Source organism: Methylobacterium sp. C1 (assembly GCF_001854385.1).
GTDB lineage: Bacteria > Pseudomonadota > Alphaproteobacteria > Rhizobiales > Beijerinckiaceae > Methylobacterium > Methylobacterium radiotolerans.
Genome location: NZ_CP017640.1, coordinates 1,977,574 through 1,994,920 on the forward strand (window position 1 = coordinate 1,977,574; position 17,347 = coordinate 1,994,920).

Genomic DNA, 17,347 nt, shown 5'->3' on the forward strand with positions numbered 1-17,347 from the left:
TCGTTCTAGCAAGGGCGGCGCATGACGGGCCTGCGTCCCGCCGGCCGCATCTTGCCGTGAGCCCCCGCGGGCTCGACATGAGGCCGGTGCGGCGGCTGGCCCGCGCGCGAATCCGACTCTGACCGCGTCGACGCCTCGAAAGACCGCCGCCCTCATGGCCAAAGCCCAAGCTGGAAGTCGTGTCGCAAGCCGCGCCGGCGCCGCCAAAGCCGCTCCCAAGGCGCCCCTCAAGACAGCCTCGACGAAGGCAGGCTCAACGAAGGCGGCCCTGCCCAGACAGGCCCGCGCGAAGGGCGAGGCGCCCGCGGCCCGGACCGAGGCCGCCATCGACGCCAGGCTGGAGGCCCTGTTCGACGCCGCGCCGGCCCCCGTCGAGGACCGGCGGGTCATCGCGATCCGCGGCGCCCGGGAGCACAATCTCAAGAACGTCGACCTGACCATCCCCCGGGACAAGCTCGTCGTGTTCACCGGGCTCTCGGGCTCGGGCAAGTCGTCGCTCGCCTTCGACACGATCTACGCCGAGGGGCAGCGCCGCTACGTCGAGTCGCTCTCGGCCTACGCTCGCCAGTTCCTGGAGATGATGTCGAAGCCCGACGTCGACCAGATCGACGGGCTGTCGCCGGCCATCTCCATCGAGCAGAAGACCACCTCCAAGAATCCCCGCTCCACCGTGGGGACGGTCACCGAGATCTACGACTACATGCGCCTGCTCTGGGCGCGGGTCGGCATCCCCTACTCGCCGGCCACCGGCCTGCCGATCGAGAGCCAGACCGTCCAGCAGATGGTCGACCGCGTGCTGGAGCTGCCGGAGAAGACCCGGCTCTACCTGCTCGCGCCGGTGGTCCGCGGGCGGAAAGGCGAGTACCGCAAGGAAATCGCCGAGTACCAGAAGAAGGGCTTCCAGCGTCTGCGCGTGAACGGCGAGTACTACGCCATCGACGACGTGCCCAAGCTCGACAAGAAGTTCAAGCACGACATCGACGTGGTGGTCGACCGGATCGTGGTCCGCGCCGATATCGGCTCGCGCCTCGCCGAATCCTTCGAGACGGCGCTGGAGCTCGCCGACGGCGTCGCCGAGATCGTGTTCGCCGACGCCCCCGAGGGCGAGGCGCCCCGGACCATCACCTTCTCGTCGCGGTTCGCCTGCCCGGTCTCGGGCTTCACCATCGCGGAGATCGAGCCGCGTCTGTTCTCGTTCAACAACCCGTTCGGCGCCTGCCCGACCTGCAGCGGCATCGGCCACGAGATGCGGATCGATCCCGAGCTGGTGATCTCCGACCCGGCCCTGAGCCTGAAGCGCGGCGCGGTCGGCCCCTGGGCGAAGTCGACCTCGCCCTATTACGGCCAGACCCTGGAGGCGCTGGCCGAGCATTTCGGCTTCAAGACGGGCCTCCCCTGGCAGAGCCTGTCGGAGACCGCCCGCGCCATCGTGCTCTACGGCTCGGGCAAGCAGTCGATCCGCTTCGCCTACGACGACGGGTTGCGCAAGTACACGGTCAACAAGCCGTTCGAGGGCGTGATCCCGAACCTGGAGCGCCGCTACAAGGAGAGCGACTCGGACGCCGTCCGGGAGGAGATCGGGCGCTTCATGAGCGAGACGCCCTGCGCCGCCTGCGGCGGCAAGCGGCTGAAGCCCGAGGCGCTCGCCGTGAAGGTCGCCATGGCGGACATCGCCGACGTCACGGCCCTCTCGGTGAGCGAGGCGCACCGCTGGTTCTCGGAGCTGCCGGAGAAGCTGACCGCCAAGCAGAACGAGATCGCGGTCCGGATCCTGAAAGAGATCCGCGACCGGCTGACCTTCCTGGTGGATGTCGGCCTGGAATACCTGACGCTCGCCCGCGGCTCCGGCTCGCTCTCGGGCGGCGAGAGCCAGCGCATCCGGCTCGCCTCGCAGATCGGCTCGGGGCTGACCGGCGTGCTCTACGTGCTGGACGAGCCCTCGATCGGCCTGCACCAGCGCGACAACGAGCGGCTGCTCGGCACGCTCAAGCGCCTGCGCGACCTCGGCAACTCGGTGATCGTGGTCGAGCACGACGAGGACGCGATCCTGCAGGCCGATTACGTGGTCGATGTCGGGCCGGGCGCCGGCATCCACGGCGGCGAGATCATCGCGCAGGGGACGCCCGCCGAGGTGCTGGCGAATCCCGCCTCGCTCACCGCCAAGTATCTCACCGGCGCGATGTCCGTGCGCACCCCGACCGCGCGCCGCAAGGGCCGGAAGGGCAAGCTCGGGCTGTTCGGCGCAAGGGGCAACAATCTGAAGGACGTGGATGTCGAGATCCCGCTCGGCACCTTCACCTGCATCACCGGCGTGTCCGGGGGCGGCAAGTCGACCCTGGTGATCGACACGCTCTACAAGGCGGTGGCGAAGAAGCTGAACGGCGCCCTGGAGCACCCGGCGCCCTACGGGCGGCTGGAGGGGCTGGAGCACCTCGACAAGGTCATCGACATCGACCAGTCGCCGATCGGGCGCACCCCGCGCTCGAACCCCGCGACCTATATCGGCGCCTTCACGCCGATCCGCGACTGGTTCGCGGGCCTGCCCGAGGCCAAGGCGCGCGGCTACCAGCCCGGCCGCTTCTCGTTCAACGTCAAGGGCGGGCGCTGCGAGGCCTGCTCGGGCGACGGCGTCATCAAGATCGAGATGCACTTCCTGCCGGACGTCTACGTCACCTGCGACGTCTGCAAGGGCAAGCGCTACGACCGCGAGACCCTGGAGGTGAAGTACCGGGGCAAGTCGATCGCCGACGTGCTCGATTCCACCGTCGAGGAGGCGGCCGAGCTGTTCAAGGCGGTGCCGGCGATCCGCGACAAGCTCGAGACCCTGAAGCGGGTCGGCCTGCACTACGTCCATGTCGGCCAGCAGGCCACCACCCTGTCGGGGGGCGAGGCGCAGCGGGTGAAGCTCTCCAAGGAGCTGTCGAAGCGCGCCACCGGCCGCACGCTCTACATCCTCGACGAGCCGACCACCGGCCTGCACTTCCACGACGTCGCCAAGCTTATGGAGGTCCTCCACGAGCTGGTCGACCAGGGCAACACGGTGGTGGTGATTGAGCACAACCTCGAAGTGATCAAGACCGCCGACTGGGTGATCGACATGGGCCCCGAGGGCGGCGACGGCGGCGGCCGGGTGGTGGCCCAGGGGACGCCCGAGGCGATCGCGCGCGCGACCGCGAGCCATACCGGCCGGTTCCTGCGCGAGGTGCTGGAGCGGCGCCCCGCCTCACCGGCGAGCCGCGGTCGCGCCGCGGAGTAGCGCGGCGGACCGTCCCGCTCGGCGGCCGTCTCGGCTGGCCCGCCCCGCCGGCCGATCCCGGCGCGGCAGTTTCTGCCGGGTGCGGTCCGGAACCTGCCCGAGCGGGCGGTGATTCGAGCCGCGGGGCGCCGGTCCGAACCGGTTGCCGGCCGGTCCGGCGCCGGATTCCGGACGCCGCGTCCGGACCGGCCGCCTGCCCGATCGCCGCCCCGACCTTGCCGGATTCTCCCGCCGCCCGGCCCGACAACAGCTTGACCGTTCAACGATATTTTGCCGGACCCCGCGTTCGAGCAGGGTCTGTGGACAGTGTTGCATCGCCGCAAAAATGCGGCTTTTGCGCAACGGTTCGGCTGGTTGTGGCGTTTCGGCGAGCATTCCACTGTCTTTCCGCAGGTCTCTGTAGAATAGTCGCAGACGTTGAGACGGGCAGGCTCCGTGGGGGCGCTCGGCAGGTCCGAAGCCGGCAGCCGCGATAGGCGAGCAGACCGGCAGGGAAGTGCCGAATGCGGGACGGACGCCGTGTGACCTTGGGAAGGAATGAGAAAATGATGAAGAACTGGCTCGCGGCCGGCACGGTCGCGCTCACGGTCGGCATGACCTCGACGATCGCGCAGGCGCAGACCACCACGGTTCCCGGCGAGCAGGTCGGCCTCGCGGTCGGCGCGCCGCTGCCGGAAGGCCTCTACGCCATCAACACGTTCACCTACCGCCGCACCGACGGCCGGAACGATCCCGACACGGCCGTCAACATCCCGGTCCTGGTCTGGTCGACCCCGTTCGTGCCGTTCGGCGGCCGCGTCGAGCTGCTCGTGGCGCCCCCGACCGTGTTCGCCTTCACCCGCAACCCGGCGGGCGTGCGCAACAAGGACATCTCGATCAACGTCGGCACCTTCGTCGGCGGCATCTGGGCCTTCGACCTCGGCAACAACTTCGGCGTCAGCTTGCTCGGCGGCGCCTACCTGAACGACCTGAACGGCGACCGCGGCTCGATCATCACGCCGACCGGCGCGACGGCCACCCCGGTCCTGCCGCAGCTCTCCTCCAACACCTACCGCTTCGGCATCGCCGGCAGCTACACCGGTGACGGCTGGAACCTGACCGCCAACCTGACCGCCAACATCTACGACTCGCCCGGTCGCTTCCCCGGCCAGGTCGGCGCCGCCATCGGCCCGATCCGCCTGTCGGACTCGCTGAACTTCGACCTCACCGCGACGAAGAAGTTCGGCAACTTCGAGATCGGCCCGGTCGCCTACGGCACCTACAACTTCGACATCAGCCAGGCCAGCGCGGCGGCCGGCAACCGCGGCCGCTTCGCCATCGGCGGTCTCATCGGCTACGACTTCAAGATCTTCACCGTCCAGGCCTACGTCGCCCGCGACGTCGTGACCGGGCTCCAGACCACCAACGCGTTCGGCCAGACCCGCAGCAACTACTCCACCGACGGCTGGATCCGGTTCATCGTGCCGCTGTACTCGCCGGCCCCGGCCGCCTCGCCGGTCCCGGCGGCCCTGGTCCGCAAGTACTGAGACCCTCCCGAGACGCCGGGCTCCCCGCCACCGCGCGGCGGGGGCTCCCGGATCTCCGACAGGCCGTCCCCCGGGACGGCGCGCCGCCCGGCCCCGCCGGGCGGTTTTTTGTTGTGCCGGCCCCGCCGCGGGCCGCCCCGCGCGGGCCCGGCCATGGGTCGCAACCGGCCGCGGGTGACGCGGGCGGCGCGGACATCCTATGGTGTGCCGATTGCGCGGCTCCGGGGCCGACCGGGGCGCAGGCGGACGAGCCGAAGGAATGTCATGGCGACGCAGGGCGAGTGGAAGATCCCCGCGCAGGCCCAGCCCAGGCCCGCGGATTACGGCTACGACCTCGACCGGGCGCTCTCCGCCGTCCTGGCCCTGTCGGCGCGGATCCCGGAGAGCGCGTTCACGGCCGAGACGCTCGGCACCGAGCGCGCCGGAAACGGCGTGGTGATCCGCGAGGACGGGCTGGTGCTCACCATCGGCTACCTCGTCACCGAGGCCGAGAGCGTCTGGCTCACCACCCGGGACGGCCGCTCGGTGCCCGGCCACGTCCTCGGCTTCGACGCCGCCACGGGCTTCGGCCTGGTCCAGGCGCTCGGCGATCTCGGCGTGCCGGCCCTCCCGCTCGGCCGCTCGGCCGGGCTGAAGACCGGTGACCGGGCCGTGCTGGCGGGGGCGGGCGGGCGCCAGCGCTGCGTCGCCGTCGAGGTGGTCGCCCGGCAGGAATTCGCCGGCTACTGGGAATACGTCCTCGACGAGGCCCTGTTCACCGCCCCCGCCCACCCGCACTGGGGCGGCACCGCGCTGATCGGTCCCCAGGGCGACCTGCTCGGCATCGGCTCGCTGCAGCTGCAGCAGGGCGGCGCCGGCGCGGCGCGGCCGATCAACATGGTCGTGCCCATCGACCTGCTGACGCCGATCCTCGAGGACCTCGCCACGCGCGGGCGCGCCAACCGGCCGCCGCGCCCCTGGCTCGGCCTCTACGCCACCGAGAGCGAGGAGGGCATCGTCGTCATGGGCCTCGCCGACAACGGCCCGGCCGAGACCGGCGGCCTCCAGGCCGGGGACGTGATCGAGGCGGTGGCCGGCGAGCCGGTGGCCGATCTCGCCGCCTTGTTCCGCAGCGTCTGGGCCCTCGGCGAGGCCGGGGTGCGGGTCCCCCTCACGATCCGCCGGGAGGGACGCGGGGTGAAGCTCGCCCTCGTCTCCGGGGACCGGGAGCGGTTCCTGCGCACGCCCTCGCTGCACTGAGCCCGCAGCGCGCAACTTTCGCGCGGCGGGCGGCGTTGCCGCGGGTGCCGTCGCGGGTCTGTACCGGACACAACCTACGGCTCAGCGACGGTTCAGGTGGCGGGACCGAATCTGCAACCACCGGCTCCCGATCCGCCGGAAGCGTTGAGGAGATCCAGTCATGACGATTCTGAGCGCACCGCGCGCGAAGGCGCTCGTGATGGCCGCCGCGGTCGCGGGCGGCCTAGGGCTCGCGGGGTCCGCCGAGGCGGCCGGGGGCTGCGGCCCCGGCTTCCACCCCAATCCCTGGGGCATCTGCCGGCCGAACTGGGGCCCCCGGCCCTACGGCTACTGGCGGCGCCCGATCTACTACGGCGGGTACGGCGGCTATTACCGGCCGCGGCCGTTCTACCGGCCCTACGGCTTCTACGGGCCGCGCCCGTTCTACTGAGCCCGGTCCGGGCACGCGTGAGACGCCGGGAGGGCGTCCCGCCGACCGGTGGGGCGCCCTTCGCGCGTGCGGGGAGCCCCGCGCGACCCCGCATGCGCACAAAGAATGACCATTCGGAAACCTTGCCGGTTTCTTAAGCCGGTTATGCAATTCCCGCAGGTCTGGTGCTTGACCTTGCGCCTCCTGCTGCGCTGCGGTCGGATTATATGTGCATTGCACCAACAAGAGGCAGCGATGCGCAATGGGGCGCCATCGTCTGCCTGAGCAGAGGTCACAGCACACCATGTCCGCCGCCCGTAGCGTCCTGAGCCGCGTCCGCGCCTATCTCCGGTACCGCGACACCGTCTCCCAGCTGTCCCGCCTGTCGGACCGCGATCTTGCCGATCTCGGCATCAACCGCAGCGAGATCCGCGGCGTCGCCCGCGTCTGATCCCAGCGCCCGAGTCACAGCACCCGAGACGAACGTCCCGAAGGACCGCCGCCCGTTGATCCGGACGGCGGTCCTTCGCTATTCTCAGACATGACACAGATCATCCACATCGTCGGCGGCGGTCTCGCCGGATCCGAGGCCGCCTGGCAGGTGGCCGAAGCCGGGCACCGCGCGGTGATCCACGAGATGCGCCCCGTGCGCGGCACCGAGGCGCATCGGACGGACGGCCTGGCCGAACTCGTCTGCTCGAACTCGTTCCGGTCCGACGACCCCGAGGGCAACGCCGTCGGGCTGCTGCACCAGGAGATGCGCAGCTTGGGCTCGCTGATCATGCGGGCGGCCGACACCAACCAGGTGCCGGCGGGCGGGGCGCTGGCGGTCGACCGCGAGGGCTTCTCCGCCGCGGTGACCCGAGCCCTGGAGCAGCACCCCAACGTCACCCTCGTCCGCGGGGAGGTCGAGGGCCTGCCGCCGGAGGCATGGGGCCCCTGCATCGTCGCCACCGGCCCGCTCACGGCGCCGGCGCTGGCCGAGGGCATCCGCGGGCTCACCGGCGCCGCGTCGCTGGCCTTCTTCGACGCGATCGCGCCGATCGTCCACCGCGACTCGATCGACATGGACGTGGCGTGGTTCCAGTCCCGCTACGACAAGCCGGGACCCGGCGGCACGGGCGCGGACTACCTCAACTGCCCGATGAGCCGTGAGCAGTACGACACCTTCGTGGCCGCCCTCGTGGCGGGCGAGAAGATCGGGTTCAAGCAGTGGGAGGGCACGCCCTATTTCGACGGCTGCCTGCCCGTCGAGGTCATGGCCGAGCGCGGCCCCGAGACCCTGCGCCACGGGCCGATGAAGCCCGTGGGGCTCACCAATCCCCGCGACCCGCTGGTCAAGCCCTGCGCGATCGTGCAGCTGCGCCAGGACAACGCGCTGGGCACCCTGTACAACATGGTCGGCTTCCAGACGAAGCTGACCTATTCCGAGCAGGTCCGGATCTTCCGCATGATCCCCGGCCTGGAGCGGGCCGAGTTCGCCCGCCTCGGGGGCCTGCACCGCAACACCTATCTCGACAGCCCGCGCCTCCTCGACGCCACCCTCCGGCTGAGGGCCCGGCCCTCCTTACGCTTCGCCGGCCAGATCACCGGCTGCGAGGGCTACGTCGAGAGCGCCGCGGTCGGGCTGATGGCCGGCCGCTTCGCCGTCGCGGAGGCGGCCGGCCGGCCGCTCGCCCCCCTGCCCCAGAGCACGGCCCTCGGCGCGCTCATCGCCCACATCACCGGCGGCCACCTGATGGCGGACGGCGAGGCCAACGCCCCGCGCTCGTTCCAGCCGATGAACGTCAATTTCGGCCTGTTCCCGCCGCTCGAGCGGGCCCCCCGCAACGAGACCGGCCGGCGCCTGCGCGGGCCCGAGAAGGCGGCGCTGAAGAAGCGCGCGCTCACCGACCGGGCCCGGGCCGATCTCGCTCTCTGGTTGGAGGGCGCGCGGGACGGTGCGGCGAGACCTGCGGCTGCGGAATAGCTAGCCGCACGGGGCTTGCACCGCCCGAGGCCTCATCATCCTGGGCGCACCATGACCGCGATCGACACCCGAGCCTTCCTGGCCGACCTGTACGAGCTGCGCGAGATCGGCCGGTTCCGCACCGGCGTCCACCGGCCGACCTTCTCGGCCGCGGACATGGAATCCCGCCGCTGGCTGATGGCCCGGCTCGAGGCCTGCGGCCTGGACGCTTCCATCGACGGGATCGGCAACGTGCTGGGGCGCCACCGCGGCCCCGGCCCGCACCTGCTGGTCGGCAGCCACATCGAGACGCAGAACGAGGCCGGCTGGCTCGACGGGGCGCTGGGCGTCGTGGCCGGGGTGGCGCTGGCCCGCGCCGGGCTGCCCGTCGACGTCGTCGCCTTCGCGGACGAGGAGGGGCACTTCTCCGGCGGCTTCCTGGGCAGCCGCTCGGCGATCGGCGACCTGACCGAGGCCGAGATGGACGAGGCCCGCAACCGCACCGACGGCACGCCGCTTCGCGCGGCGCTCGCGGGTGCCGGCCTCGCCGGCCTGCCCCGGATGCGGCTCGACCCGGCCCGCTACCGCGGCTTCCTGGAGATGCACATCGAGCAGGGGACGCAGCTCGAATCCGCCGGCCTGCATCTCGGCGTGGTGAGCGGCATCGTGGCGATCTGGCAGTTCCGGATCGATTTCGCCGGCAACCAGGACCATGCCGGCGGCACCACCATGGCGGAGCGCCGGGATGCGGGCCTCTCGGCGGTGCGGCTGCTGGCGGCGATCGACCGGGAGTTCCCGAAGGTCTGCGGCCCGCGCAGCACCTGGACGACGGGGCGGATCACCCTGGATCCCGGCGGCTTCAGCATCATCCCGGGCCGGGCCGAGGTGTATTTCCAGTTCCGCGACGTGGCGATGCCGGTGCTGGAGCGGATGGAGGCCTGCCTGGAGGCGCTGGTGCGGGAATCGAACCGGCGCGAGCGCTGCCCGGCCACCCTGACGGCCCTGGCGAAGGCGGTCCCCGCCCCCTGCGACCCGGCCCTGATGCGCGCCCTCTCGGAGGCCGCCGAGAGCGTCTGCCCCGGCTCGTGGCAGGTGATGCCGTCGGGCGCCGGTCACGACGCCCAGAACGTCGCCCGGATCCTGCCGGCCGCGATGCTGTTCGTGCCCTCGATCGGCGGCATCAGCCACCACTGGGCGGAGGACACCGCCGACGCCGACCTCGCCCTCGGGGTGCGGGCCCTCGGCGACGCGGCGGTGCGGGTGCTGGCGGGCTGAGCGCGCCGCCCCGGACGCCCGCCGCGGCGCGTTCCGGCGGGCCCCGGGCCTCAGGCGCCCGGTATCAGCGACTGGATCGGGATCCGCTCCGGGCGGTATTCCTGCATGCCCCCGGCGATCCGCTCCTCGACGGCGTCGATGAACTTCTCCGGGTCGGTGATCGAGCACTGGCGCAGGTCCCAGAAGGCGTAGCGCCACCATTGCACCTTCAGGTAGCGCTCGATCAGCGCGTCGGGGAAGCGCATCTTCACGATCCGGGCGGGGCTGCCGGCCACGATCGCGTAGGGCGGCACGTCCTTGGTCACCACCGCCATGGCGCCGATCACCGCCCCGTCGCCGATCGTGATGTCGGGCATCAGGAAGGCGCCGTGGCCGATATAGACGTCGTTGCCGATGCGCACGCGCTTGGGCCAGAGATACGGTCCGCAGATCTCGTAATCCTCCGCCCGCGGGTCGAGGCGGTCGAACACGGCCGAGTGGTGCGTGTAGAACAGCGGCGAGGTCGAGCCGCACTGAACCGGGTGGCTGCCGCGCCCGACCTGGACGCTCTCGCCGATCGAGCAGTAGCGGGCGATGTCGGCGCCGAAATAGTAGCCGCTCACCGCGTACGAGAACGCCCCCATGGTGAGGCAGTAATCGACGCCCATCCACTTGATGCTGCACGGCGGCTCGAAGACGCAATCCTCCGGCAGGCCGAACGGGGCCGGGTGCAGCACCGAGATGCCGCGCCGCAGCATCTCCTGCTTCATGTCCTCGTTGACGGAGATCATGCGGCGTCCTCGTCGATGGGGTGTCGGGTTCCGGCCGGCGCCGGGTCCAGGCCGTAATAGTCGCGCCTCAGGTCCCCGTAGGTGGCGGCCCGGATCGGCACGGTGAGCCGGCCGGCGGCCGAGACGTCGATGGCGAGCAGCCGGTCGTTGAAGGCGGCCGGATCGGTGGCCAGCGCGCCGGGGAGCAGGTGCCCGTTCGGGTAGGCGCGCAGCCGCTCGGCCGGGGCGCCGAGGTCGAAGGCCGCCACCGGCAGGCCGGTGCGCAGCGCCAGGGTCAGCGCGTACGAGTAGGTCTCGGGCCAGATCGCCGGCAGCAGCACGAGATCGGCCGAGAGCCGCCAGACCAGGTCCAGGGCCTCGTGGTCGCCGGAATAGCGCCCGGTCTGCGCGACGCCGACGCGCTCCAGGCCGATCGCCAGGGCCGGATCCGAGTAGCCCACGATCGCGAAGTGCAGGGGCAGGTCGCGGTCCTGCGCGTCGGTGGCGAGCGCCTGCAGGAACAGGCCGCCCTTCGTGGCGCTGATCGCGCCGAGCACGGCGACGCGGCGGACGCGGCCGGGCCGCTGCAGGGCGGTCGAGCGCACCGACCGCTCCGGCTCGACGTGCGGCCGCACCGTGACGACGAGGTCCGGGTACACCGCCCGGATCCGGGCTGCCGTGTCGCAGGACGGCGCGAACACCCGCGCGGCGCCGGCCAGGAACGCCCCGAACGCCGCCCGCCGCTCGCCCGGATCCGGCTCCTCGAACCCGTCCGCGTCCACCGCCAGGCACGACCGGCACTCGCTGACCGGCGCCAGGCCGCAGTAGCGCCCGTCCGGCTGCACCAAGTGGTTGCGGTGGCATACCGGCGAGTAGTCGTGCAGCGTCCACGCGTAGGGACGCCCCGCGCCCGCCACCACCGCCATCAGCGCCCGCGCCGCGCCCCAGCGCAGTCCCGCCAGCGAGTGCACGTGGATCAGAACCGGCGCCAGCTGCCCGACGAAGTCGGCGAGCTCGGCCGCGTCCCGCGGCAGGTACAGGCTGTCGAGGTTGGGCAGGTACAGGAACTCGGGGCCGCGATACGAGACGTGGACCTCGAGGTTGCGGGTCCGGTCGATCTGCAGCAGCACCACGCTCAGGCCCTCGGCCCGGGCCTGCGCGACCATGTCGTCGATGTGCCGCTGGATGCCCCCGCCCCAGCTGTGCGTCACGTAGAGCAGCGCCCGCCCCGAGAAGTGCCGGGCCAGCCGCGCCCGGTCGAGCCGCGCCCGCCCGCGCCGGCCGGGATCGGCCTGGACGAACTGCCCGACCCGGGCCGGGTAGTCGGGGTGCTTGGCCAGCAGCGCCGCCTGGCCCTGGTCGTACTCGCCGCCCGCGTCGAGCCCGAACGAGATCTGGCCGGCATGGTGGACGAACACGTCCTCGGCGAGCAGGTTGACGAAGCCGGCCTTGGTGGCGCGCAGGCACCAGTCGTTCTCCTCGCCGTAGCCCTTACCGAAGGCCTCGGCGTCGAGGTCGCCGACCGCGTCGAGGGCGGCGGCGGTCATGTACATGCAGAAGCCGACGCCGGTGGGCACGGGCACGGCGCGGCCGCGGTTGACCTGCGCGGCCACGCGGTCGAGGTCGGGCCGGGCGATCTCGAGCGGCATGGTGTTGTTGGCGTTGAAGCGCGGGTAGGAGCAGATCGTGGCGTTGTTGGACAGGGGCGTGACGCTGCCCACGGGCAGCCCCGCGCCCATTCCCGCCCCTGCGCCTGCCCCAGCCCCTGCCTCCGTGCCGGACCCGGCCCGAGGCTCGGCGTTGTGTTCGGCGTGGGCGACGAGGCGGTCGAGCCAGTCGCCGAAGACTTCAGCGTCGGAGTTGAGCAGGACGACGGCGCGGCCCTGGCGCAGGCCGAGGGCGCGGTTGACCGAGCGGACGAAGCCGAGGTTCTGCTCGTTCTCGACGAGGTGGAACAGGCCGCGGCCGGCGAGGGCGGCCAGCTCCGCGGTGAGTTCCGGGTCGGGGGAGCGGTCGTTGACGGCGAGCAGGGTGAAGGGGGTGGCCTGGGGCGCCGACAGGCAGGCATGGATGGCGCGCAGGGTCTCGCCGCGGCCCTTGTAGACCGGGACGATGACGACGACGCGGGCCTGCGCGATGGGCAGGGCGCGGGGCAGGCGGTCCCAGGCGTCGGCGGGCGGGGCCTCCATGGGCGGGTAGGTGCCGAGATCCTCGGGGCAGCCCATCAGCCCGGCGGCCCGGCCGGTGCGCACGTAGTGCAGGAACGGCGACTCCCCGGGCCCCAGCAGATGGCCGTAGGTCTCCCTGTAGAACGCGATGGAGAAGGTCTTGCTCGGGTCGCGCCCCTCGTGCTGGCCGTAGGCGACGAAGTGGGCGAGCGGCCCGCCGGGGGCGCCGGCGGCGTCGGGGTTGCGCTTGGCGTAGAAGGCGGCGTCGAAGAACGGCGCGACCGTCCGGGCCTCGTCGGCCAGCGCCGCCTCCCGCGAATCCGGCGTGCCGTAGCGGGGGTGGAAGGCGCCGGCCGCGATGTCGGTGCCGTGCATCAGCGCCGTGGCGAGGCGGTGGACGAGGGGCGCGAGGCCCGTCTCGCGCATCCCGGGATGCGCGTCGGCGTAGGCCTGCCCGTCGAAATCGGGCCTGGGATTGCGGCCCTTCCGCCAGCCGGTGTCGCAGTAGTCGCGCACCGCGTCGTCGGCCTCGGACAGGCCGTAGCGCGCCCGGTAGAAGCCGTGGTCGAAATGCCCCGCCACCAGCCGCGCCTGCAGGTCCAGGAGCGCGTCCCGGTCGAGGGTCTCCCGCCCGATCGCCCCCAGCCAGCCGGTGTCCTCCACCGGCGCCCGCGCCGGCCGCAGCCCGCAGACCCGCAGCAGCGCCGCCAGCGTCGAGCGTCCCGGCCCGGGATCGCGCAGCTCCCGCCAGCCCGCCTCGGCGAAGTGCAGGAACGGCTCGCGCCCGCCCACGTCCGGGTAGGTCGCCCGGTACCAGTCCGCGTCTACCGCCGGCAGGTTCAGCCGGTGCGGCTCCGCGAACGGCTCGGCCCCCGTCAGCCGCGCCTCGGCGACGGTGCGGAAGAACGGGTCGTCGCTGACCGCCCGGCTGCCGGACCGCGCCTGCACGTAGCCGGCCGGGTCGAAGTCCGGCCGCGGGCCGATCCGCGCCCGCCAGCCCTCCGCCACGTAGTGGCGCAGCAGCGCGGCGTCCGAGGCCCCGGCCAGGGCCTCGGCCTGCGGCTCGGGCAGGCGCTGCCGGTAGTGGGCGGCGTCGAAGTAGGGGGCGAGCGTCTCGATCCGCAGGGCGAGCGCGGCGTCCGGGTCGGGCCGGGCGGGACCGCCGTGGAGGACGTAGTGGACCAGCGGGTTCTGGGTGGCGAAGGTGATCCCGCGGGTGAGGCAGTAGGCCAGGGTGTCGAATTGCGGCGCCGGCTCGCGGCCCTCGCGCCAGCCCGAAGCCATGTAGTGGTCGACCGGGTCGACGCCGGCGGCGGCGAGGTCGGGATTGCCGGCGAGGTAGAAGGCGCCGTCGACGAGGCGGCGGGCGAGGCGGTGGGCCTCGGCCGTGTCGGGCCTCGGCAGGGCGGCCGCCTCCCCCTCCCCGCCCGCTCCGCCGCGCCGGCGCGCGAGGGCGTGCAGGAGCGGGTTGATGCCGGCGCGGGCGATGTGGGGGTGCCGGGCGAGGTAGGCGGCGGAGTCGAAGTCGGGGCGCGGGTCGCGGCCCGCGCGCCAGCCGTGGACGAGGTAGTCGCGCACCGGGTCGGCCGCGATCCCGTACCAGCTCGCGTAGAACGCCGCGTCGACGTGCGGGGCCAGGACGGCGATCAGGCGCGCCTCCAGGTCCGCGCCGGTCGCCGCGCCCGCCCAGCGGCGGTGCAGCGCCGACGGCGTGGCCAGCGGGTCGCGCAGCCGGCCGAGGCGGCGTCGCATCCGCGTCAGGGCCGAGATCCGGCCGGTCCCGTCGGAGCCGCGGCGCATCTCAGGACTCTGCGGTGGGGCGTTCGCCGCGGGCCGTCACGGGGCGCGGGATCCGTCGGCCGCCCGCCAAGCGGGCGCGGTCGGGGCGCGGGGCTCTGATCGGGTCATGGGCGGCAGCTGGCGGGCAGCGTCGGAGGCGCGAGGCGGCGCGGGAACGATCGTCCTGTCGGACACCCGTCGCACTAACGGAACCGGCCGAGGCCGTAAACCGTGGGGCCCCATCGGCGCTGGCGCCGGAGGCCGCATCGGACGCCGCATCGGAGGCCGCGCCGCGCGACGGGCGCGACGGCCTTGCAGCCGACGGTATTTCGATATATCTGAAAATTAGTCATATCGAAATCGAGTCGAATCCATGCATCCCCGTCTCTCGGCCTTCCTCCGCGCCGATCCCTTCGACGCCTTCCGCGTCCGCGCCCATCGCGGCCCGATGGGCGGCGATCCACGCGGACGGCACGGGCCCCACGGCCACCCGGGTCGCGGGCCCGGCGAGCGCCGGATGTTCGGCCGCGGCGGCCGCGGCGACCTCGCGCGCTTCTTCGCCCACGGCGACCTGCGCCTCGTCATCCTCCACCTGATCGCCGAGAAGCCCCGCCACGGCTACGAGATCATCAAGGCGATCGAGGAGCGGGTCGGCGGCGCCTACAGCCCGAGCCCCGGAACCGTCTACCCGACGCTCACTCTCCTGGAAGAACTCGGCCACGTCACGGTGACCCCTGGGGAGGGCACCAAGCGGCTGCACACGATCACGCCGGAGGGGCAGGCCTTCCTGGACGGCAACCGCCCGATTCTCGAGGCGATCCTCGCCCGGATGGCGGAGGCCGAGGCCGCCCGGGGCGACGGTCCCCCGCCCTCGGTCGTGCGCGCCAAGGAGGGCCTGAAGCTCGCCCTGCAGATGCGGCTCGCCCGCGGCCCGCTCAGCGCCGAGCAGGCCGCCGCCATCACGGCCGCGCTGGAGGCGGCGACCGCCGCGGTGGAGCGGGCGTGACGGGCCGTCCCGCGACCGTCGCCGGGGCCTTTGCCGGACCCTTTACCGGGGCACGGCCGGTGCCCGATCCGCGGCCCGGCCGCCTCGTCCTCGGGATCACCCTGTTCCGGCCGCGGCCGGACCAGCTGGCGCGCGTCCGGGCCCTGGCCTCGGCCGGATACGCCGCGGTGATCGCCTTCGACAACGGCGGCCTCCCGGCCGGGGCGGCCGATCAACTCGCCCGGTCCGGCGTGACCCTGCTGTCGGAGGGCGCGAATCTCGGCATCGCCGAGGCGCTCAACCGGATCGCCGCTTCCGCCCGCGCCGCGGGGGCCGGAACCCTGCTCCTTCTCGACCAGGACGCCGAGCCGCCCGCGGATCTCGCCGCCGCGCTGCTGACGGCGCGGGACCGGCTGCGGGAGGCCGGGATCCCGGCGGCGGTGGTCGGCCCGGTCCCGGCGCCGGCACCGGGCCACAAGGCGCCCGCCTACCCGCCGCGTCCCGGCGCGCCGGCACGCGACGACCTCGCCCCGGTGCAGTTCCTGGCGACCTCGGGCTCGCTCATCGACCTCGACGCCTTCGCGCGGGTCGGGCCCTTCCGCGGCGACTTCTTCATCGACGGGGTCGAGCTCGAATGGTGCTTCCGTGCCTGGAGCCTCGGCTACGGCTGCTACCAGACCGACGCCGTCGCGATCCCGCACCGCGTCGGCGGCGGGACGGTCCGGGCCTTCGGGATCACGATGCCGCGCCAGCCCCTGTTCCGCATGGCGACCTACCTGCGCAACGCGATCTACGCGTGGCGGCTGCCGCACGTGCCGCTGCGCTGGAAGCTCGCCCAGGCCGCCTACCTGCCGCTCCAGGCCGGGCTGTACTGGGCGGATTCGGGCTGGCGGCCCGCCGTGCTGCTCAGGCTCCTCGCGGCCGCCCGCGACGGCGCCCTCGGCCGCCTCGGGCCGCCCCGGGACCTGCCGTGACCGACCGCCCTGCCCTCGACGTGGTGATCGTCAACTGGAACGGCGGCTCGCTGCTGCGCGCCTGCCTCGCGAGCCTCGCGGCCGCGCGGGACGCCGCGGCCGTGCAGGTCACCGTGGTGGACAACGCCTCCACGGACGGCTCCGCCGAGACCCTGCCCGCCCTGCCCCGCCCGCTCCGGCTGATCCAGAACGCCGCGAATCTCGGCTTCGGCCGGGCCTGCGACCAGGGCGCCGCCGCCGGCGACGCCCCCGCGATCCTGTTCCTGAACCCGGACACGCAGGTCGCGCCCGACGCGCTCGGCGTGGCTCTGGCCGCCCTGACGGCCGATCGGCGGACCGGGATCGTCGGCGCGCGGCTCGTCGATCCGGACGGGCGGACCGCGCGCTCCTGCGCGCGGGCGCCCTCGGCGCTGGGCCTCGTCGGCCGCGCCCTGGCGCTGGACCGCCTGGGCCTCGTGCGGCCGCACTTCCTGCGCGAATGGGACCACGCGGAGGACCGCGCCGTCGACCAGGTGATGGGCGCCTTCCTGATGATCCGCCGCGACCTGTTCCGGGCGCTCGGCGGGTTCGACCCGCGCTTCTTCGTCTACTGGGAGGATGCCGACCTCTGCGCCCGGGCCCGGGCGGCGGGCTTCGCGGTGCGGCACGTGGCCGGGGCGGTCGCCCACCATGTCGGCCAGGGCACGACCCGGCAGGTGCGGGCGCGGCGGCTGTTCTACTTCCTGCGCAGCCAGATCCTCTATGCCGGCAAGCACCACGGCGCCGGGACGGCCCTCGCCCTGGCGGCGGCGAGCTTCGGCGCGCAGGTGCCCCTGCGGCTCGCCCTGGCCCTCGCCCGTCGCTCCCCCCGGGAGGCCGCGGAGGTCCTGCGGGCGGCGGGCCTCCTGGCCGCGGCGCTGCCGGGGCTCGTGCCGGACCTCCTGCGCGCCGCGCGCGCGCGGCGCGCGGCTTGAGCGGGATGGCGATGCCGCGCGCCCTCGGCGCGGAGGCCGGCCGCCCGGTCGACCCGGCCGGGGCCGCGGCGGCCCCCGGGATGCGG

The 17,347-nt window shown here is 73.2% G+C and carries 12 protein-coding genes; 10 read left to right on the plus strand and 2 right to left on the minus strand.

The genetic code is table 11. The features are described 5' to 3' along the window. Positions 1 to 154: 154 nt before the first annotated feature. The 7 genes from uvrA to BKE41_RS09230 all read left to right on the plus strand — a co-directional run bounded on the left by uvrA (position 155) and on the right by BKE41_RS09230 (position 9,653). Positions 155 to 3,256, plus strand: a complete 3,102-nt coding sequence (uvrA, locus tag BKE41_RS09205; RefSeq protein ID WP_070999207.1) for an excinuclease ABC subunit UvrA — start codon at positions 155 to 157, stop codon at positions 3,254 to 3,256. Between the two features lie 545 nt (positions 3,257 to 3,801). Then, positions 3,802 to 4,782: a transporter gene (locus BKE41_RS09210; RefSeq protein ID WP_070999209.1), complete on the plus strand. Its 981-nt coding sequence runs from the start codon at positions 3,802 to 3,804 to the stop codon at positions 4,780 to 4,782. Positions 4,783 to 5,046: 264 nt separating this feature from the next. Further along, positions 5,047 to 6,021 (plus strand): S1C family serine protease, encoded by a 975-nt coding sequence (locus BKE41_RS09215; RefSeq protein WP_012318553.1) that lies wholly within the window; start codon positions 5,047 to 5,049, stop codon positions 6,019 to 6,021. Between the two features lie 160 nt (positions 6,022 to 6,181). Then, on the plus strand, positions 6,182 to 6,451 hold the full coding sequence (locus BKE41_RS09220) for a hypothetical protein (RefSeq protein WP_012318554.1): 270 nt from the start codon (positions 6,182 to 6,184) through the stop codon (positions 6,449 to 6,451). A gap of 283 nt (positions 6,452 to 6,734) precedes the next feature. Next, positions 6,735 to 6,881, plus strand: coding sequence for a DUF1127 domain-containing protein (locus BKE41_RS30230; RefSeq protein WP_012318555.1), 147 nt, complete (start codon positions 6,735 to 6,737; stop codon positions 6,879 to 6,881). Positions 6,882 to 6,971: 90 nt separating this feature from the next. Continuing rightward, positions 6,972 to 8,399, plus strand: a complete 1,428-nt coding sequence (trmFO, locus tag BKE41_RS09225; protein ID WP_063111676.1) for a methylenetetrahydrofolate--tRNA-(uracil(54)-C(5))-methyltransferase (FADH(2)-oxidizing) TrmFO — start codon at positions 6,972 to 6,974, stop codon at positions 8,397 to 8,399. Between the two features lie 51 nt (positions 8,400 to 8,450). Beyond that, positions 8,451 to 9,653, plus strand: coding sequence for a Zn-dependent hydrolase (locus BKE41_RS09230; RefSeq protein WP_012318557.1), 1,203 nt, complete (start codon positions 8,451 to 8,453; stop codon positions 9,651 to 9,653). 50 nt (positions 9,654 to 9,703) lie between these two features. On the opposite strand, the gene BKE41_RS32420 is transcribed toward BKE41_RS09230, so the two are convergent. Further along, positions 9,704 to 10,423, minus strand: a complete 720-nt coding sequence (locus BKE41_RS32420; protein WP_012318558.1) for a CatB-related O-acetyltransferase — start codon at positions 10,421 to 10,423, stop codon at positions 9,704 to 9,706. Beyond that, positions 10,420 to 14,370, minus strand: coding sequence for a glycosyltransferase (locus tag BKE41_RS09240; protein ID WP_070999211.1), 3,951 nt, complete (start codon positions 14,368 to 14,370; stop codon positions 10,420 to 10,422). The genes BKE41_RS32420 and BKE41_RS09240 overlap by 4 nt, the downstream gene beginning before the upstream one ends. Before the next feature lie 352 nt (positions 14,371 to 14,722). Here BKE41_RS09240 and BKE41_RS09245 point away from each other — a divergent pair, with 352 nt between their 5' ends. From BKE41_RS09245 to BKE41_RS09255, 3 genes are read left to right on the plus strand one after another with little or no spacing between them, the layout of a single operon-like run. After that, the gene (locus BKE41_RS09245; RefSeq protein ID WP_012318560.1) at positions 14,723 to 15,355 is read left to right on the plus strand and encodes a PadR family transcriptional regulator; all 633 of its coding nucleotides are present in this window, start codon (positions 14,723 to 14,725) and stop codon (positions 15,353 to 15,355) included. After that, entirely contained in the window at positions 15,352 to 16,308 is a 957-nt protein-coding gene (locus tag BKE41_RS09250) for a glycosyltransferase family 2 protein (protein WP_012318561.1), read from the plus strand. The genes BKE41_RS09245 and BKE41_RS09250 overlap by 4 nt, the downstream gene beginning before the upstream one ends. Continuing rightward, positions 16,305 to 17,261, plus strand: coding sequence for a glycosyltransferase family 2 protein (locus BKE41_RS09255; RefSeq protein ID WP_058608359.1), 957 nt, complete (start codon positions 16,305 to 16,307; stop codon positions 17,259 to 17,261). Before BKE41_RS09250 ends, BKE41_RS09255 begins: the two co-directional genes overlap by 4 nt. Positions 17,262 to 17,347 lie beyond the last annotated feature (86 nt).

Bases quoted from the DNA above. Each gene is read 5' to 3' on its own strand.
- uvrA (WP_070999207.1), top strand. From the start codon at position 155: ATGGCCAAAGCCCAAGCTGGAAGTCGTGTCGCAAGCCGCGCCGGCGCC.
- BKE41_RS09210 (WP_070999209.1), top strand. From the start codon at position 3,802: ATGATGAAGAACTGGCTCGCGGCCGGCACGGTCGCGCTCACGGTCGGC.
- BKE41_RS09215 (WP_012318553.1), top strand. From the start codon at position 5,047: ATGGCGACGCAGGGCGAGTGGAAGATCCCCGCGCAGGCCCAGCCCAGG.
- BKE41_RS09220 (WP_012318554.1), top strand. From the start codon at position 6,182: ATGACGATTCTGAGCGCACCGCGCGCGAAGGCGCTCGTGATGGCCGCC.
- BKE41_RS30230 (WP_012318555.1), top strand. From the start codon at position 6,735: ATGTCCGCCGCCCGTAGCGTCCTGAGCCGCGTCCGCGCCTATCTCCGG.
- trmFO (WP_063111676.1), top strand. From the start codon at position 6,972: ATGACACAGATCATCCACATCGTCGGCGGCGGTCTCGCCGGATCCGAG.
- BKE41_RS09230 (WP_012318557.1), top strand. From the start codon at position 8,451: ATGACCGCGATCGACACCCGAGCCTTCCTGGCCGACCTGTACGAGCTG.
- BKE41_RS32420 (WP_012318558.1), bottom strand. From the start codon at position 10,423: ATGATCTCCGTCAACGAGGACATGAAGCAGGAGATGCTGCGGCGCGGC.
- BKE41_RS09240 (WP_070999211.1), bottom strand. From the start codon at position 14,370: ATGCGCCGCGGCTCCGACGGGACCGGCCGGATCTCGGCCCTGACGCGG.
- BKE41_RS09245 (WP_012318560.1), top strand. From the start codon at position 14,723: ATGCATCCCCGTCTCTCGGCCTTCCTCCGCGCCGATCCCTTCGACGCC.